Source organism: Streptomyces sp. NPDC056160, assembly GCF_042268205.1.
Classification (GTDB): Bacteria; Actinomycetota; Actinomycetes; order Streptomycetales; family Streptomycetaceae; genus Streptomyces.
In genome coordinates this window covers 28505-44574 of record NZ_JBHJUW010000064.1, presented here as the reverse complement: position 1 = coordinate 44574, position 16070 = coordinate 28505, and the positions used below count along the sequence as shown (strand labels likewise).

21 protein-coding genes are annotated in these 16070 nt (G+C 69.4%); 19 read left to right on the top strand and 2 right to left on the bottom strand.

What is annotated here, in order from left to right:
• Positions 1-110 precede the first annotated feature (110 nt).
• Together ACFC02_RS23450 and ACFC02_RS23445 are read right to left on the bottom strand one after the other, a co-directional pair.
• Positions 111-940, bottom strand: a protein-coding gene (locus ACFC02_RS23450; protein WP_376360573.1) for an IS5 family transposase whose coding sequence is annotated in 2 segments (ribosomal slippage) — positions 111-610 and positions 610-940 — 831 coding nt in all. Because the reading frame shifts where the segments join, the coding sequence is not laid out codon by codon here.
• A gap of 44 nt (positions 941-984) precedes the next feature.
• On the bottom strand, positions 985-1179 hold the full coding sequence (locus ACFC02_RS23445; RefSeq protein ID WP_376360570.1) for a hypothetical protein: 195 nt from the start codon (positions 1177-1179) through the stop codon (positions 985-987).
• Positions 1180-1284: 105 nt separating this feature from the next.
• Here ACFC02_RS23445 and ACFC02_RS23440 point away from each other — a divergent pair, with 105 nt between their 5' ends.
• The 19 genes from ACFC02_RS23440 to ACFC02_RS23350 all read left to right on the top strand — a co-directional run bounded on the left by ACFC02_RS23440 (position 1285) and on the right by ACFC02_RS23350 (position 16021).
• On the top strand, positions 1285-1932 hold the full coding sequence (locus tag ACFC02_RS23440) for a hypothetical protein (protein ID WP_376360567.1): 648 nt from the start codon (positions 1285-1287) through the stop codon (positions 1930-1932).
• 78 nt (positions 1933-2010) lie between these two features.
• Complete coding sequence (locus ACFC02_RS23435) at positions 2011-2364, top strand: hypothetical protein (RefSeq protein ID WP_376360564.1); 354 nt, start codon at positions 2011-2013, stop codon at positions 2362-2364.
• A 52-nt stretch (positions 2365-2416) separates the two neighbouring features.
• Positions 2417-4447, top strand: a complete 2031-nt coding sequence (gene ligA, locus ACFC02_RS23430; protein WP_376360561.1) for an NAD-dependent DNA ligase LigA — start codon at positions 2417-2419, stop codon at positions 4445-4447.
• A 297-nt stretch (positions 4448-4744) separates the two neighbouring features.
• Positions 4745-5827, top strand: coding sequence for an AAA family ATPase (locus tag ACFC02_RS23425; protein ID WP_376360558.1), 1083 nt, complete (start codon positions 4745-4747; stop codon positions 5825-5827).
• Between the two features lie 96 nt (positions 5828-5923).
• The gene (locus tag ACFC02_RS23420; protein WP_376360555.1) at positions 5924-6094 is read left to right on the top strand and encodes a hypothetical protein; all 171 of its coding nucleotides are present in this window, start codon (positions 5924-5926) and stop codon (positions 6092-6094) included.
• A 5-nt stretch (positions 6095-6099) separates the two neighbouring features.
• Positions 6100-6462, top strand: a complete 363-nt coding sequence (locus ACFC02_RS23415; protein WP_376360552.1) for an HNH endonuclease — start codon at positions 6100-6102, stop codon at positions 6460-6462.
• A gap of 29 nt (positions 6463-6491) precedes the next feature.
• On the top strand, positions 6492-7616 hold the full coding sequence (locus ACFC02_RS23410; RefSeq protein WP_376360549.1) for a LacI family DNA-binding transcriptional regulator: 1125 nt from the start codon (positions 6492-6494) through the stop codon (positions 7614-7616).
• A gap of 7 nt (positions 7617-7623) precedes the next feature.
• Positions 7624-7938 (top strand): hypothetical protein, encoded by a 315-nt coding sequence (locus tag ACFC02_RS23405; RefSeq protein ID WP_376360546.1) that lies wholly within the window; start codon positions 7624-7626, stop codon positions 7936-7938.
• A 41-nt stretch (positions 7939-7979) separates the two neighbouring features.
• A complete protein-coding gene (locus ACFC02_RS23400; protein WP_376360543.1) occupies positions 7980-8702 on the top strand; it encodes a hypothetical protein in 723 nt (240 codons plus the stop codon).
• 2 nt (positions 8703-8704) lie between these two features.
• Positions 8705-8968 carry a hypothetical protein gene (locus ACFC02_RS23395; RefSeq protein ID WP_376360540.1) on the top strand — a complete coding sequence of 88 codons (264 nt, stop codon included), beginning with the start codon at positions 8705-8707 and terminating at the stop codon, positions 8966-8968.
• A 27-nt stretch (positions 8969-8995) separates the two neighbouring features.
• The gene (locus ACFC02_RS23390; protein WP_376360537.1) at positions 8996-9130 is read left to right on the top strand and encodes a hypothetical protein; all 135 of its coding nucleotides are present in this window, start codon (positions 8996-8998) and stop codon (positions 9128-9130) included.
• Between the two features lie 183 nt (positions 9131-9313).
• Positions 9314-10780, top strand: coding sequence for a hypothetical protein (locus ACFC02_RS23385; protein ID WP_376360534.1), 1467 nt, complete (start codon positions 9314-9316; stop codon positions 10778-10780).
• Between the two features lie 236 nt (positions 10781-11016).
• Positions 11017-11139, top strand: a complete 123-nt coding sequence (locus ACFC02_RS23380; protein WP_376360531.1) for a hypothetical protein — start codon at positions 11017-11019, stop codon at positions 11137-11139.
• A gap of 471 nt (positions 11140-11610) precedes the next feature.
• Positions 11611-11916 (top strand): helix-turn-helix transcriptional regulator, encoded by a 306-nt coding sequence (locus ACFC02_RS23375; RefSeq protein ID WP_376360528.1) that lies wholly within the window; start codon positions 11611-11613, stop codon positions 11914-11916.
• Entirely contained in the window at positions 11903-12250 is a 348-nt protein-coding gene (locus ACFC02_RS23370; protein ID WP_376360526.1) for a hypothetical protein, read from the top strand. The genes ACFC02_RS23375 and ACFC02_RS23370 overlap by 14 nt, the downstream gene beginning before the upstream one ends.
• 119 nt (positions 12251-12369) lie before the next feature.
• The gene (locus ACFC02_RS23365; protein ID WP_376360523.1) at positions 12370-13413 is read left to right on the top strand and encodes a hypothetical protein; all 1044 of its coding nucleotides are present in this window, start codon (positions 12370-12372) and stop codon (positions 13411-13413) included.
• 23 nt (positions 13414-13436) lie between these two features.
• Positions 13437-14120, top strand: coding sequence for a hypothetical protein (locus tag ACFC02_RS23360; protein ID WP_376360520.1), 684 nt, complete (start codon positions 13437-13439; stop codon positions 14118-14120).
• Positions 14113-14865: a hypothetical protein gene (locus ACFC02_RS23355; RefSeq protein ID WP_376360517.1), complete on the top strand. Its 753-nt coding sequence runs from the start codon at positions 14113-14115 to the stop codon at positions 14863-14865. Before ACFC02_RS23360 ends, ACFC02_RS23355 begins: the two co-directional genes overlap by 8 nt.
• Before the next feature lie 133 nt (positions 14866-14998).
• Positions 14999-16021: a hypothetical protein gene (locus tag ACFC02_RS23350; RefSeq protein ID WP_376360514.1), complete on the top strand. Its 1023-nt coding sequence runs from the start codon at positions 14999-15001 to the stop codon at positions 16019-16021.
• Positions 16022-16070: the final 49 nt, after the last annotated feature.

Here is a 16070-nt window from a genome sequence, read left to right as displayed (position 1 = left end):
CCGACGAGATCCTCGAACGCCTCGCCGGCTACCTGAACCGCCTACCGAACCCCAAATCCTAGATATGCAGTCCTCCCAAGACTCGGGACACTAGGCGGTGTCTTCAATTGTCACGCCCACATCAGGAGCGAGGCAAGTGTGACGGCTGCTTGGTAGGACTCGGCGGTCTTGTCGTAACGGGTTGCGATGCCGCGCCACTGCTTCAAGCGGTTGAAGCACCGTTCCACCACGTTGCGCCGCTTGTAGAGCTGTCTGTCGAAGGCCGGCGGCCGCCCGCCGCGGCTGCCGCGGCGGAGCCGGTTGCGAATCTGGTCGGCCCGCTCGGGGATGGTGTGGGAGATGCCCCGGCGTCGCAGCCACGTCCGGATGGCCCGGGAGCTGTAGCCCTTGTCGCCCAGGACGTGGGCGGGCCGGACCCGCGGCCTTCCGGGTCCCGGGCGGGGCACCCGGATCGCCTCCATCACGGCGGTGAACTGCGTGCAGTCGTTGGTGTTTCCGCTCGTGACAGTGAAGGCGAGCGGGCGGCCGTAGGCATCGCAGGCCAGGTGGATTTTGCTGGTCAGCCCGCCTCGAGAGCGTCCGAGACCGGGACTGCGGAGCCCCCTTTTAGGGCCCCCGCCGCGTGCTGGTGGGCCCGGACGACGGTGGAATCGACCGACACCAGCCAGTCGATGTCACCGGCCGCGTCCGCCCGGGTCTGGGCGGCCCGCAGCATCCGTTCGAACGTGCCGTCCAGAGCCCACCGGCGGAAGCGGGTGTGCAGCGTGTGCCACGACCCGTACCGCTCGGGCACATCCCGCCACGCGGTCCCGGTCCGGAACTTCCACACGATCCCGTTGAGCACAGTGCGGTCATCAAGACGCTTCCGCCCGCGCAGTGACTCGGGCAGCAACGGCCGGACGAACTCCCACTCCATGTCGGTCAGTTCATGACGACGTATCACTCGACCATGATCCACCACTCAAGATCAATTGAAGACACTGCCTAGGCCGAGCGCGCCGAGGTGTCGCTGACCGGTGATCTGCTGTTCACCGAGTACTTGACCGTGCCCCTCGCGGCGCTGGACCCGGAGGAGTTCACCCGGCCGCCGGAGCCGGTCCCCGCGATGGCGACGGTGGACGCGAAGGCGTTCTTCGCCGAGCTGGCGCGGGTCCTTCCGGCCGCCGGCCGCGAGGACACCCTGCCGCTGCTGACCTCCGTTCATCTGCGCCTGGTCAGACCCTCACCCTGGCCGCGACCGACCGCTACCGCCTCGCCGAAGGCCGCATCGCGGCCGAGGCGGCCGTGCAGCCGCCGGCCGCTGCCGTGCACGTCCTGTTCTCCGCGGACGTCCTGTCCGCGGTCCTGAAGCAGTCCAAGTTCTTTGACGGCCCGATCGGCGTCGGTCTGCTGAGCGACCAGAACAGCGACATCCCCCGCGCGACGCTGTCGCTGGGGGACACCACCATCACCGTGCGCTCCCGGGAGGGGAAGTTCCCCACCTACGCCTCGTTCTTCCCGAGCGAGTTCGTCGCGAGCGTCCGTATGGACCGGGCCACGCTGGTCAGGGCGGCCAAGAAGGGGCGGGCCATGACTCAGGCCGTCGGCTACAAGCACAGTCCCGTCGCCCTGCACTGGGACGCCGCGGGGGCGCTCGCCCTCGCGCCCGTCATCGGCTCGCCTGCCGACCAGGACCGGGTGAAGGGCATGAACATCCCCTTCACCTTTGCCCACGGTGCGACCGAGGACGTCTCGGGGATGAGCGTCCGCTTCAACTCCGCGCATCTGCTCGACGCACTCGAAGCCTTCATCGGCCAGGAGACGGTCACGGTGCACGTGCAGGAGTTCGAGCAGGGGCAGTCCCGCAAGCCGGTGCTGCTGGGCGAGGACCCGAGCGGCGCGAACGGCTACCGCCACTTGCTGATGCCGATCCGCCTCGACCCGCCCAAGTAGCACCGTCACCGCACCCCTCACGGGGCGCCGCCCGTCCGCGGCGCCCCGCCCTCGCCCCGCCCTCCGAAGGAGTCCGCCGTGCGCCACCAGCCCACCGAGGCCGCCCTGGCCCACATCGCTCTCGACCCGCATGTATGGCACGTACCGGCCTGGCTCTACGTGCAGAACGTCGGCGACGGGACCGTGTCGTTCGTCGGCTCCAGCCGCGTCCGCGCCGACGAAGGCCACCCCCTGCGCTACGGCAGCAACCGCAGCCACCAGTTCCTGGTCGGTGAACTGCTGGTGCGCCCCCACTACGCGCTGGACACCAACGTCCTGCGCGGGCAGGGGCTGGGCGGCCTGGCCACCGCGCACCACGACCTGTCCCGGTTCCTCAGCGACGGCGAGATCCTCCTCGACCCGCACGGGCTGTGTCCCGTCCCCAAGCGCTGACCTGCGCACACAGCAGACCCCCGATGTCAGTCCCCTACGTAAGGATCACTGCATGACCACCGCAACCGCCCTGACCAGCCGCGCCGAATACGACACGGCCGTGGACACCGCCCTCGTCGCCTGCGCCGCCTACTACGGCGACGGGCGCACGGAACTCGACGACGCCACCTACGACGCCCTGGTGCGCCAGCTGGCCGACTACGAGCGCGAGCACCCCGGCCACATCCGGCCCGACTCACCGGTCGGCAAGGTCGCCGGCGGCGCGGCACCGGCCGGAGACGTGCCCCACACCGTCCCGATGCTCTCCCTCGACAACGTCTTCGACGCCGCGGGGCTGGTGAAGTGGGGTGCATCGCTGGCCCGCCGCCTGGACGCCCCGGTGCGTGGCGGCTACGCGGCCGAGCCGAAGCTCGACGGAATGGCGGTGGCCGCCCGCTACTGCATGGGCGTGCTGACGAAGCTCGTCGGGCGCGGCGACGGACACCACGGCGAGGACCTGTCCGCGGCCATCGGCAGCATCGTCGGCCTGCCTGAGCGCCTGGACAGCGCGGCGACCGTGGAGATCCGCGGCGAAGTCCTGCTGACCAGGGCTCAGTTCGAGGCCGCCAACGACCTGCGCGCCGAGCACGGCGACAAGCCCTTCGCCAACCCGCGCAACGGCACCGCCGGCACGCTGCGCGGCGCGAAGTCCCGCGACTACACGATCATGACGACGTTCTTCGCGTACGGGGCGGTCAGCCTCGACGGGACGGACTTCCTGCGCGGGGACACCCACGAGACCTTCATGACGCAGGTCGCCGAACTCGGCGTGCAGACCACCGCGGCCACGGAAGTCGGTCTGCGGGTGTTCTCCACGTTGGAGGAGGTCCAGACCCGCGTGGAGGAGATCATCGCGCTGCGCGGCGAACTCCCCTTCAACATCGACGGCGTCGTGATCAAGGCGAACAGCTTCGACGAGCAGAAGACGGCCGGGTTCGCCACCCGCCACCCGCACTGGGCCATCGCCTACAAGCTCCCCCCGGTCGAGCGGCAGACGAAGCTGCTCGGCGTCGAGTGGCGCGTGGGCCGCACCGGCATCATCGCGCCGCGCGCCGTCCTGGAGCCGGTCGAGGTCGACGGCAGCACCGTGCAGTACGCGACCCTGCACAACCCCGACTTCATCACCAAGAGCCGCATGATGATCGGAGACGTGGTGACGGTGTGGAAGGCCGGCGACATCATCCCGCGCATCGAAGCACCGGTCACGGACCTGCGCGGCGACGACGTCACCCCCGTCGCCTTCCCCGACGCCTGCCCGGAGTGCGGCGGCGAGATCGACAAGAGCGGCAAGCGCTGGGAGTGCGCCGACTCCTCCGGCGGCGGCTGCGGCCTGCTCGCCGCCCTGCGCTACGCCGTCGCCCGCGACATGCTCGACATCGACGGCCTGGGCGACGTCTACCTGGAGGCCCTCATCGAGGCCGGGGACGTCGAGGACGTCGCGGACCTGTTCACCCTCGACCGCGACCAGCTCACGGCGGCGGCCCGCAGCGAGAAGCGGGCCGACACCATCCTCGGCCAGATCGCCGCCGCCAAGGACAAGCCCCTCAACCGCATCTTCTGCGCCCTGGGCATCGTGCGCACCGGCCGGACCCTCTCCCGCGAGATCGCACGGCACTTCGGCACCATGGCCACCATCCGCGCGGCCGACGCCGACGCCCTGGCCAAGGTGAAGAAGGTGCCGCCCGCCAACGCGCCGAAGATCGCTGCCCACCTCGCCGCCATGGGGCGGGTCATCGACAAGCTGGTCGACGCCGGGGTCAACATGACCGAGCCGGTCACGGACACCGCCGACGGCCCGCTGGCCGGGCAGACCGTCGTCGTCACCGGCGGCATGCGCGGAGCGCTCGCCGCCCTGAACCGCAACCGTGTCAGGGAGCTGATCGAGAACGCGGGCGGCACTTCTTCCGGCTCCGTGTCGAAGAAGACGACGCTGCTCGTCGCGGGTGAGAACGCCGGATCGAAGCTGGCCAAGGCCCGCGAGCTGGGCGTACGGGTCGTCACCGAAGACGAGTTCACCACGATGATCGCCACCTCGCAGTCCTGATCCAGCCCAGTGATACCCCGGGCCGGCGCCTCGTGAAGGGAGCGCCGACCCGGGGTATCAGGGGGCCGTCCTTGTTCACAGGCCCGGACCGTCACGGTGCTGCGCCGGTCCTCCCTCGCGAGCTCACCAAGGGCCGCCGAGCGGCGTGTACCTGTGGAGGACATGGCTCAGGCTTACGAGCTGTCTCGGCGCGGGCAGGGCGTGAAGCCGGCCGCCCTCGAACCCGCGAACAACAGCGTGCTGCCCATCCGCTGAGTCACCACCACACAGCTACTCCTGCGAAAGTGAGAATTCTTCATGCCCGCATCCACGATCGTCGCCTCCGGCGGGGAGTTCCGCCTCTACGGGGACTCTGTGCAGACCTTCGCTGATCTGCCCGTGGCCACCTACGCGATCTCCTTCTCTCAGATGACCGGTTACAGCCTGCGCCAGACGGAGCCGCTGGCATCCGTCGAGGAGGCCGTCTACGGCAGCCACGCCTCTCGCGTGCAGCGGATCGTCACCGGCTACTGCGCCATGGACCGCTCGCTCGGCGTCATCCTCTCCGGCGACAAGGGCATGGGTAAGAGCCTCATGCTCCGCCTGCTTGCCGAGCGCATGCGCGAGGAACACCACCTGCCCACCGTGCTCGTGCAGCACGACACGCCGGGGCTCGCCGCCTTCCTCGACGAGCTGGGCGAAGTCGTCGTTGTCTTCGACGAGTTCGAAAAGATCTTCTCCAACGAGGACAACGAGTCGCAGAACCAGTTCCTGAGCCTGTTCGACGGGCTGAGCACGACGAAGCGCCTCTACGTCCTGTCGGTCAACGAGCTGCACCGCGTCAACGACTACATGCTCAACCGCCCCGGCCGCTTCCACTACCACATGCGCTTCGCCTACCCCGAGCCCGAGACGGTGGCCACTTACCTGCGCCACCAGGTGCCCGGAGTGGCCGAGAAGCAGGTGGCCGAGATCGTCGACTTCTCCCGGAAGTACGACATCAACTTCGACCACCTGCGGGCGATCGCCTTCGAGCTGCGCCTGGGAGAGTCGTTTGCCAAGGTGATCGGTGACCTGAACATCAAGCGCAGCGAGCACGCCGGCTCGCGGATCGAGGCCCACATCACCTGGAAGAACGGCGACACCGACGTCTTCGACGGTCGTGTCGATCTGTTCAACAGCGACAGCCTGCAGACCATCAACGACTGGGACACCGGCACCGGGCTGCAGTTCCGCATGCGCGACGCCGTCCCGTCCGAGGACGGCTACCAGCTCCCCGATGGTGCCTTCACACTCACCGACCTCCGTGACGAGGACGACAGGTCGCCCGACGACGAGAAGGACCTGCGTGCCGCCGCGGTGATCCTGCGCCGTCCCCCGAAGTACTCCATCGACTTCTGAGGACGCCCCCATCCGAACCGCCGAGGAGCCACTCCGGTCTCCTCGGCGGTTCGCTGTCCGGCTCACGCGTTCCCGTACAGAAAGCAGCCTTCGACCATGCCCGAGTACCGCATCGTCTCCGAGCCCCGCCCCGGCGCAGAGCATCGTGAGCCCCGAAGGGCCAACCATTGCCCCGGCAAGGACCGTCTCGTCACGGTCATCAACTCCGAGGAACTGTTCTGGGCGACCAGGCGTGAGCTGATCTCCTTCGGCAACGACCTGCACTGAGCGCCATGCAGCCAGATCCGACTGTCCTGCTCTCCTGCCTGGCCGTCGCTGCGCTCGGTGTCCTGTGCCTCGCCATCGGCGTTGGCCGTAAGCGGCGCTGGCGTGATCCCACCCGGCTCTTCATCTGGCCCCAGAAGCAGCAGCTCATCCGCCAGGCCAACGGCCGGTGCGAGCACAAGCGGCCCCTCTGGTTCCGGTGCCCGGCACCGGGAACCGAGGCCGATCACATACACCCCTGGAGCCGCGGCGGGCCGACTGAACTGTGGAACGGCCAGATGCTCTGCCGTCGGCACAACCGGCGGAAGTCCAACCGCGTGCCGAGCCCCCTCTACCGCTGGCGTCTCGCGCGCCGGCGCAAGAAGTACTGACCACCCCGACACACATCAGGAGCAAACTCATGGCCTCGGACGACCCGCACTCAGGGAAGCACCCGGTGAGCCGCGCGGAAACCTCACGTCGAGGCAGTCGGCCGGGCCGGGCGGGCATCAGAGACGTGGCCGCCGCCGCCGGGGTCTCCATCACGACCGTCTCCGATGCCCTCAACGGCAAGGGCCGGCTCCCGGATGCCACCCGGCGCCATGTCCGCGAGGTCGCCGACCGGCTGGGCTACCGGCCCTCGGCCGCCGCACGCACCCTCCGTACCGGCAAGTCGGGACTCATCGGCCTGACCGTGACGACATTCGGGGATGAACCTTTCACCTTCACGGAGTTCGCGTACTTCACCGAGATGGCCCGTGCGGCCACCTCCGCCGCGCTCACCTGCGGCTACGCCCTTGTGATCCTCCACGCGACCTCGCGGCACGACGTGTGGTCGAACGTCGCCCTGGACGGCACCGTGGTCACCGACCCCTCCGACCACGACTCGGTCGTCAGCGAACTGGTCCGCCAGGGCTTGCCGGTCGTCTCCGACGGCCGCCCGGCCGGCTCGCTCCCGGTCACCGCATGGGTCGACAACGACCACGAGGCCGCCGTGCTCGGCATCCTCGACCACCTGGCCGACGCCGGCGCCCGCCGCATCGGCCTGCTGACGGGGACGACGACGGACCCGTACACCCATCTGTCGACCACCGCCTATCTGCGCTGGTGCGAACGCGTCGGCCAGGAACCGGTGTACGAGGCCTACCTGGCGCACGATCCGTGCGCGGGCGCCGTCGCCGCCGACCGGCTGCTCGCCCGCCCCGACCGGCCCGACGCCGTCTACGGACTGTTCGACCCGAACGGCAGCGATCTGCTCGCCGCCGCCCGCCGCTACGGCCTGCGGGTACCGGACGACCTGCTGCTGGTCTGCTGCAGCGAGTCCACCGTGTACGCCAGCACCGAGCCGCCCGTCACCACGCTCTCCCGCAAGCCGCGCCGGATCGGCACGGCGGTGGTCCAGCTCCTCACCGACGCCATCGAAGGGGTGGACTCGGATCACCCGGTCGAGCAGGTGATACCGACCGAGCTGATCGTGCGTACCTCGTCCCAGCGACGTGCGCCGCGCACGACAGTAAGCCCGCCGCGGTCGCCGGAGGAGGGGTAGGGCACGGGTGTTCACCGACGGGCCCAAGGCCCGCGCGAGCGGTGGTGCGCGGGCGGTCGCCGGATGGTCCCTCAGCGACGGCCTCGACGGCTCAGCCAGCACGAAGGCTCTCTTCCAGGAGCGCATCAGCGACGCCGTGAGCCGAGCCGCCAGCGACGTGAGCGATCTCGCGCTTGAGAACGAGCAGGTATGTGACGCGGTCAACCTCATCGACAGCGCCGCGCTGCACTACCTCGAAAACCCCGGCGCGACCCCGCGCCAGGCGATCAAGGCCAGTTGCGACCAGGACGTCGACGACGTCCTCGGCTGGATGCAGGACTGATCCGACCCACTAATTCTCCCATACTGAAGGAGCAGATCATCATGGGCGCGAGCATGCTCACCGCCACCATCGCCTTCCCGGCCGAAAGCACCGAACCGCCGAACTTCGACCGAGGCCGTCAGCTGCTCGAAGAGATCACAGACGCCTCGCTCTTCACCTTCGACGAGCCTGAGGCTGAACTGGAGGAGCTGCTGCCGGATCTGGACGGCGAGTCCGACCTCGTCGACGAGAACGGCGAAGTGCTCATCGAGTACGCCCGGCGTGCCGGTCTCGTCATCATCAACAACCTCGAAGAGGCCCTCGACTCCCGGGAGACGACCTTCCTCACGGTCGCCGACTACAGGCTCTACATCTCCGGCGGGCCCTCCAACGGCGACACCCCCACGAACGCGACCCAAGCGATCTGGGACGCCTACAAGCTGCCCGAGAGCGTGCTCCTCGGCATGGGCTTCATCCCGGACTACGAGCAGCCGCTCTCCCGCGCGAACAGCCGCGGGGCCAGCACGCCACTCACTGACACCGACGTGGTCGACGCGATCGCGCTCGGCCTGGGCACCTCGCCGGAGTGGCCCGGCACGGACACCCTCAAGTGGATCGCCGAGGCCATCGGCAAGGTGCGTGACGAACCCGGCAACGCTGAGCCCGTCAAGTACCTCAAGCGCTGGTCAGAGCGGCACGGCTTCGACCTGCTGTCGAGCAAGTTCCTCTCGGCGTACATCGACGAAGAGATCGGCAAGGCCGGCGAAGAGGAGATCGAGGGCTGACAGTGACAGGCACGACCCACGACCTGCAGCACCTGGTCAACCAGCTCAAGCACCACCTCGAAGAGGCCGGATACGAGACCCCCAGGCCGCCGTTGGAGGAGTTCGGCTACCTGAAGCGGACCAGGGAGCCCACCGACAAGGGCACCTCCTGGCACGAGCAAGTGGTGTGCGATGACCCGGAGCTTCAGGGCGAGCCACCAGGGCCGGAGAATCCGCCGGAATCGAGGCCATCAGGGACGGGAAATCCGGGGCCGGTGTGCCAGTGACAACCACCCCGACGCATGTCCGCGCTCATGACCACTCGCCACGTGACCCCGGACGACCTGTATGCCGCAGCTGTGGAACTGGAGCAGACCGGCTCCGTCGAATGGGACGACCAAGGCGGCGAAACAGTCGTACTGATCCCGCTCGCCACCAACTACGACTGACTTCACAACGCACCCGCGACCGACACGGGATGCGGCACCCCAGGTTGACGACGCCAACGTGCGCGGCTGGTTCTTGCGGGAGGGCTGCTCCCAACGGCTGTCCGAGACGGATTACGACTGATCGCCCGCTGGCGACCACCACGCCCGCGTGCCGCCCGCCCCTCCTGGAAGGACGACCCTGTGATGACGCTCCCCACCCCCGGCCACTTGCGCACGCTCATACATGACGCGCTCACCACAGCGCTGACCCGCGACGCCGCCACGCTGCCGGCCTCCATGCTCTACACGCCCGGCTGCCGCCCCGCGCTGTTCATCGACAGCAGCGTGGTCCGCGGCGGCCCCGGAGTCGGCAAGACGTTGTTGGCCCGGGCCCTGACCGACCCTGACCTCCGTGCGGCAGCCGCCCATGACTTGAAGATGCCGCGCCTGGGGGATACCCGGGTGATCTCCGCCTCTGGAGCCGCAGGAGACAACGACGGCTATCCGGCCGCGCCGGAGCTGGAGGCACTGCTCGGCGAAGGAATCCGCCCCGTGACGGTGTGGACCGCTGTCGCCCTGACCGCCCTGGGCGTCTGTGACCTCACACACCTGCCCAGCTGGCGCGACCGCGGGCAGTGGTTGCTGCGTAACCCCGCCGCCCTGCGCCAGGCCGTGGCCGACCTGAACTCGCAGGGCCGCACTCATCTGGTTGTCTTCGACAGCCTGGACCGGCTCCACCCCGATCAGCGCATTACGGATCGCCTCGCCTCCGGAGTCCTCCAGCTCGCTGCCGACCTGGCCCGCCTCGGGCCGCGCGTGAGAGCGAAGGTCTTTATACGCCCCGACACCCTCGACGCGGCCCTGTGGGCGCTCACGTCCGAGGCCCGACGTGCTCTGCGTACGGCCGACTTGAACTGGAGCACGCCGGACGACTGGGGCCGGGTGACCGGAACACACCTCTACGGGCTGTTCTTCCAGCTCCTGGCGAACCACCCCAGTGAAGGTGCCGCCGCCTTCCGTTCTCTGACCCCGGGCTGGAGGCTCACCCCCGACGGCCGCTTCAGCGCCCCCAAGCAACTGACCTCCGATCCCGCCGCGCAGGAACGCCTCTTCACCGTGATCGCGGACCCGTACATGGGCGCGACCGCCCGCAAGGGCTCCACGTACCGATTCATGCTTACGCATCTCCAGGACGGCGTCGGCGGACTCAGCCCGCGCCCGTTCCTCATCACACTGAGGCAGGCCGTGCGCCACGCCCTGGACGAGCACCCCGACCACCCGCGCGCCCTTCACCACCGGGACATCCGCCGGGGCGTGCCGGAGGGAGCGCGTGCGCGCGCCGCAGAGGTCGAGCAGGCCATGCCGTGGGTGCGGGCGGCACTCGCTCCGCTGGCCGGGCAGCAGCTGCCGATCGAATCCGACCAGGTCATCGCCCAGTGGGACCACGCGTGCCTGCCAGACCGTCTTCGCCGTCTCGGCTCCCGTGCGGCGGACCCGTACCCCGGCGGCATGCGGCACCTGGCCCGCTACCACGACCTCCTCGAAGAACTCACTGCCGCTGGCGTCGTGCACCCCAGGACCGATGGGTCCTGGGACATGCCCGAGCCGTTCCGCATCGCGTACGGCCTGGGACGCCGAGGAAGCGTGAAACCGGCCTCGGCCCCCGTCTAGCCCGGCTGAGGCGCGCCCGGACTCCGGCCACGCACCGGCACGCGCACCAGCTATCGTGCCGCTGCCCCGCCGGCGGATACCGACTAGCAGGGGTGCGCCTCCCGTCGACTGCGACGGGTGATCGCACAGCGTGAGCGCAGGCGCTGGTTGGCTCGGTTCCTGAAGCCGAAGGCGTTGCATGCTTCGAACCGCGCATCACCCGCGCCCTCAAGGCCCTCGCCGAGCCGGGCAAGCCCGTGACGCTCGGCACCTTGCGGTGCGAGCTGGAAGGGCCGCCGACGTTCGAGCGGCAGTCGCGCACGGTCGACGACCCCGGCGCCTCGGTCAACGACCGCGGAGTGGACGAGGTGCTGTGGTGAGCGACGTCCCCGACTACGTCCGCAGCCCCGGCCTCCAGCGGCCCCGCCGCCCGCAGAGCACCACTTCGGCTGGCCGGGCACCGTGCCCGTGGGCCGAGTGCAAGTGCACGCACGAGCCTCCGTGCGTGGCGGGCTGGATCGACACCGACGAGCAGGAGCCCGAGCGGGGCGCCGACGGCCGACCCCGTACCCCGGACGGCCAGCCCGTCACCCACCAGACGACGCGCCCGTGTCCCAACTGCCGCCCCGAGGCGGCCCAAGCCCTGGCCGACCCGATGCTCCGCGCGGCCAGCAATTCTCGAAATTCCGTAAGCGCAAGGAGCGCTGATATGTCCTTAGCCCAACCCACCGAGACGCGCCCCCCCGACCTGGCGCGAGGAACTGACCCATGACCTGGCCGACGCCACAGAGAAGACGCGGGCGGCCTGGCTGTCGCAGCGCACCGTCGTCGCCACCTACCTGCGAGCCGTCATGCCCCACTTGGAGGCGGCGTTCCACCGGGGCAGGCGCGGCCATCTGCGCGACCTGGGGATGCTCCCGCCCTCGCTGACGCACCCGCTCACCGGCCGCGAGAAGCAGGTCATCGTCCGCGTGGCGCGCGGCATGTCCAACGCGAAGACCGGCGTGGACCTGTTCCTCTCCGAGGACAAGACCCACCTGCGGCGCATCTACAAGAAGACCGGCACGCACGACCGGGCCCACGCTGTCGCCCTCCTGCTGATCCGGGGCGACATCACGGCGGCCGACGTCCTGGAGCCCCTGGATGACGACCGTTGACGCCCCTCTCCCGCACCTGGCGCCCGCAGACAGCACCGAGCGCCCGGTCCACCTCGTCGAAATCCGGCGGCCCGACGACGAGTACCCAGCCGCTGCGCCGGCGGGCATGGTGCGGTGCTGCCAGTTTCACAGCGCCACCGTGAACGCCTGGCCCCCGGACGGCTTGTATCCCATCGAGGCGACCACGCTCACCGACACCGCGGAGTTCCAGGACTTCTCATGGAGCCACGGGTACGAGCGCGAGATGCCGCTCGACACCCCCGCGAAGGAAGTGGCCGACGCCGTCCCCGCCACGCTCCCGGCCCAGGAGAAGCAGAGCGTGCTGGTCAGCTGAGCCCCGTACGGCAAGCCGGGGTCTCCGTTCCACGGAGGCCCCGGCTTCGTCATGCCGTCGTGCTCGCCGTCTTCCCACAACATCCCACCGCACGTCAGAGAAAGCGCAGCACACTCATCATGACCAAGCCGACCAACCCCTACGCCCACGCCTACGCGGACTTCCTGCGCGAAACCGCCGAGCACCAGCTCGTGGTGCTCCACAACGAGGGTCTCTACCGCCATCTGAGGATCCAGAAACCCGGCACGCGCACGTGGTCCTGGGACATCACCACCTGGCCGGGGCACCTGGCCACCTCCGGCGACATCGCCGACGGCTACATGTTCACCCGCGAACTGGACATGATCGACTTCCTTAGCGTCTCCAGGAGGTACCGCGACTACTACTCCGACGGCGCGCCGAGCATCGACGTGCGCTACTGGGCCGAGAAGCTCTGCGGCGGCCGTTCGCACGAGGTGAAGAGGTATGACGCTGACGTATTCCTGCAACTGGTGCGTGAGCACCTGGCGGAGCACGAGGAGATCGGCGACGAGGCACAGGCATTCCACGAGCGGCAGCTCACGCTGCTGAAGCAGCTCCATGAGCTGCGCGGGCTCGACGAGGCAGCACAGCTGGAGCTCCTGAAGACACACTGGGTGGCCGAGGCCAGAGTGACGCACTTCGACTCGAGTTCCCACACGACGCTCGCGCGTCAGCGCCGCGACGCCGCCGCGGCTGCTGTGGACCGACTCTGGAGCGCCGACGACCTTTCGGACGAGCAGTTCGATCGGCTTGCCAAGGAGCACGACTGGAACGGACTTGCCGGTATTGCCATCGAGCGGGAGTCCCCGGCCGAACGCGCTGCCGCGATCCTCGACGAGGCCCGGACGTACGTCGGCTCCGAACACGAGGCGCGCCAGTGGCTACACGAGAACTCCGAGACCTTCGGCGAGGACACCTGGAAGTGGGACCTGCGCAACTACGACATCCACTTCCTGTTCACCTGCTACGGCATCGACCTGGCCGTGCGGCTCTACCGCGAGCACCAGGCCCAGCAGGCTGCCCTACCGGAGTCCACGCGCCTCAGCAGCCGCGTCTTCGGCTTCCTGGTGCGCGGCTTCCGCGCGCTCGGCCGTCCGCGACGGCGGAGCAGCCACCCGACGACCGAGGCGGTGCAGTCATGAGCCGCCGTCCTGTCCAGGACCCAGTGATTGACGCAGCGCAGGGCGATGAGATCCACCCCGCCTTCGGCGTCGCGGTCGTGACGCGGAGGAGTGGCGGAGGTCGTTCGCTGTTCCAGTCCGACCTGCTCCACAACGAGACCATCTCGCTCTCAGTCTACGAGGCCACGCGCAAGCGCGACCTCAGCCACGACTGGGTACACCCGGGCCGAGAGCTCGTGGAGATCGAGATGAGCCTCGCCCAGTGGGGCTCGCTCGTGTCCTCCATGGGTCTCGGCAGCGGCGTGCCGGTGACCATCCGGCGTACCGAGAACGACCCCTTCGTGCCCGAGGTCCCACATCAGCCCCGCACAGCCGAGAACCTGCGGGAGGTCCGCGAGGTCACCGACCGGATGTACGCCTGTGTCAGTGCCGCCACAGCGGCACTGCACGAGGCGATCCACGAGAAGAAGGGCGTGAGGGCCACCAAGGAAGCACTCAGCGCACTGGAGAACGCCGTCGCCGGTGCGGGCATCAACGCCCAGTTCACCGTCGACTCGCTCGTGGAGGCCGGCGAGCAGGTCGTCGCCCAGGCCCGCGCCGACATCGAGGCCCATGTCCTGGAGGTTGTCCGGCTGACGGGTGCAGAGCCCTCCATCGAAACCTCGTCATTCGATGCCCCGGCGCTGCCTGGGCCCACTACCAGCCGAGGGGAGCCCACCGATGTCTGAACTCACTGTGCCTGACGAACTGTTCGACGCCGATTTCGCCTCCCACGAGCACAGCCCGGCCCACCGCTTCGACTGGATCATCCAGGACGGCCAGATCATCCACGCTCCCGTCGTCGGCTGGACCTGGGCATGCCGCAAGTGCGGCGAGGCCGGAACCCTGCCGGAGGACCCTGTCCGTCTCGCCTCCCTGCACGGAACACAGCACGCCGCAGGCCCGTTCAGCACCCTCGTGCCACTCCTGGTCTCCGTCGTGCGCAAGTTCCCTCCGACCACGCCGTCAAGCACGAGCTACCGCGCCGAACTGCTCGCCGAAGCACCGGCCGCCATGACCGTCCGGGAGTGGCTCGCCGCCCGGGGCCCTGCCCTTCTGGGAACAGAGATCCACCTGGCCCTATGGCACATGGCGCGCCGCCGTACGGCGGATGATCTCATTCAGCGGTGGCGGCAGACGCGGGATGCCGCCGAGACCGCGTGGGAAGAAGTCCTGGCCGACAAGATCCGCCGTCATCCGGCCTACCTGCACCCGGTGTACCCCATGGTGGCGGTTCTGGCACGGTTTTGGGCCGTGGACGGCAAGCGCGGGCCGTTCTGGGACGGCACGGGCGTCCGTCTCGTGGCCGAGGACGGCAGCGAGCTGTGCACCTTCGATCTCGGCGACAGCCCCGAGACGACTGCGGCCCTTGACGCCCTGACCGAACTCTGCCCGCCGCGCTGGGAGGAAGACGAGCGGGACACGCTGCTGTGAGACCGCACCCGCCGCCGGGTGGGGCGCGGCACCAATGCCGCGCCCGCTCCTCTTCCCTGGCGGAGGACGACTTCGCCACTCTCGCCGGCTGGGCAGCAAGCATTAGCACCTACCACACACCCGGAGCACACCGATGACCGAACGGACCAAGGTGTTCACCGCCGACATCGCCGAGCGCGCCGTGCGCGTCACCTGGCCTGACAACGACCGCGGCGGGGCCACGCCGCCACCGGACGGCTGGCAGGACCGAGCGTGGGCGCAGGAGCCGACATTGCATGAGATCGACGAAGGGTCGGTGTCCGGCTGCTCGATCCTGCGCTGGCGGGAGGACCCGCGCCCGGATCCCGAGTTGATCGGCGCGTCGCTGGCACTCGTCACCGGCAGGCCGCAAGCTGTCCCGCCTGCCGCCGCGCCGCCTGCGGACCGGCCTCTGCCCCCGCTGCTGATCGGTGCGCAGGTCGAGGCGTACGCCCTCGTGGTCCGGCGCCAGACCTGCGATGACCTTGCGGGGGAGCTCCGTAAAGACGGCCAGGTTCTGGCCGCCGATCTCGTGGACGAGAACCGCGACTTCACCGAGATATCCCGCTCCCTGGCCGCCATCCCCGCCGCACCGAAGACGGAACACGGTGCCTACTGCCGCCCCTTCGACTGCCGGTGCGGCTGCGACCGGGCCCAGAACTGCCTCGACTGCCACCGCTGCGTGTGCTGGCGCGAGCAGTGCTGCGCCCAGGTCGCCACCGACTACGCCCGCGCACGGGCCCGCAAGACCGCCCTGCGGGCACTCCTGGACGCCGTGGGCCCGGTGATGCTGACCGAGCTGCGGGAGACCGTCGCCGAGGCCGAGGAAGCCGCCCTGCGCGACACGATCGCCCGCCGGGTCCGCTTGCTCACGCCGGCCGACGGCCCCCGCTACACGCATGCCGTCTTCGCGGCCTATGACTCCAAGCTGGGCATGGGCCATGCCGACTACCGCCTCCACGACGTGGAGCTGCACGAAGACGAAGACGAAGACGACGACGAGGACAAGCACGAGGACGAGGGCGGACCTGCGACCGTCGACCTGGACGACGATGTCCTGTCCGCCGCGCTCGGCACTCTCGCCGGGCTGCTGCGCCCCGACGAAGGCGCGGACCTCGCCGTCGACCTCACCGACTGACCCCGAACACCGAAACGGCAGGGCGCGCGTGGCCTAGGAGAGCGCCCGA

Bases quoted from the DNA above. Each gene is read 5' to 3' on its own strand.
- ACFC02_RS23415 (WP_376360552.1), top strand. From the start codon at position 6,100: ATGCAGCCAGATCCGACTGTCCTGCTCTCCTGCCTGGCCGTCGCTGCG.
- ACFC02_RS23365 (WP_376360523.1), top strand. From the start codon at position 12,370: ATGACCAAGCCGACCAACCCCTACGCCCACGCCTACGCGGACTTCCTG.
- ACFC02_RS23385 (WP_376360534.1), top strand. From the start codon at position 9,314: ATGACGCTCCCCACCCCCGGCCACTTGCGCACGCTCATACATGACGCG.
- ACFC02_RS23420 (WP_376360555.1), top strand. From the start codon at position 5,924: ATGCCCGAGTACCGCATCGTCTCCGAGCCCCGCCCCGGCGCAGAGCAT.
- ligA (WP_376360561.1), top strand. From the start codon at position 2,417: ATGACCACCGCAACCGCCCTGACCAGCCGCGCCGAATACGACACGGCC.
- ACFC02_RS23410 (WP_376360549.1), top strand. From the start codon at position 6,492: ATGGCCTCGGACGACCCGCACTCAGGGAAGCACCCGGTGAGCCGCGCG.
- ACFC02_RS23400 (WP_376360543.1), top strand. From the start codon at position 7,980: ATGGGCGCGAGCATGCTCACCGCCACCATCGCCTTCCCGGCCGAAAGC.
- ACFC02_RS23370 (WP_376360526.1), top strand. From the start codon at position 11,903: ATGACGACCGTTGACGCCCCTCTCCCGCACCTGGCGCCCGCAGACAGC.
- ACFC02_RS23390 (WP_376360537.1), top strand. From the start codon at position 8,996: ATGACCACTCGCCACGTGACCCCGGACGACCTGTATGCCGCAGCTGTG.
- ACFC02_RS23425 (WP_376360558.1), top strand. From the start codon at position 4,745: ATGCCCGCATCCACGATCGTCGCCTCCGGCGGGGAGTTCCGCCTCTAC.
- ACFC02_RS23375 (WP_376360528.1), top strand. From the start codon at position 11,611: ATGCCCCACTTGGAGGCGGCGTTCCACCGGGGCAGGCGCGGCCATCTG.
- ACFC02_RS23350 (WP_376360514.1), top strand. From the start codon at position 14,999: ATGACCGAACGGACCAAGGTGTTCACCGCCGACATCGCCGAGCGCGCC.
- ACFC02_RS23355 (WP_376360517.1), top strand. From the start codon at position 14,113: ATGTCTGAACTCACTGTGCCTGACGAACTGTTCGACGCCGATTTCGCC.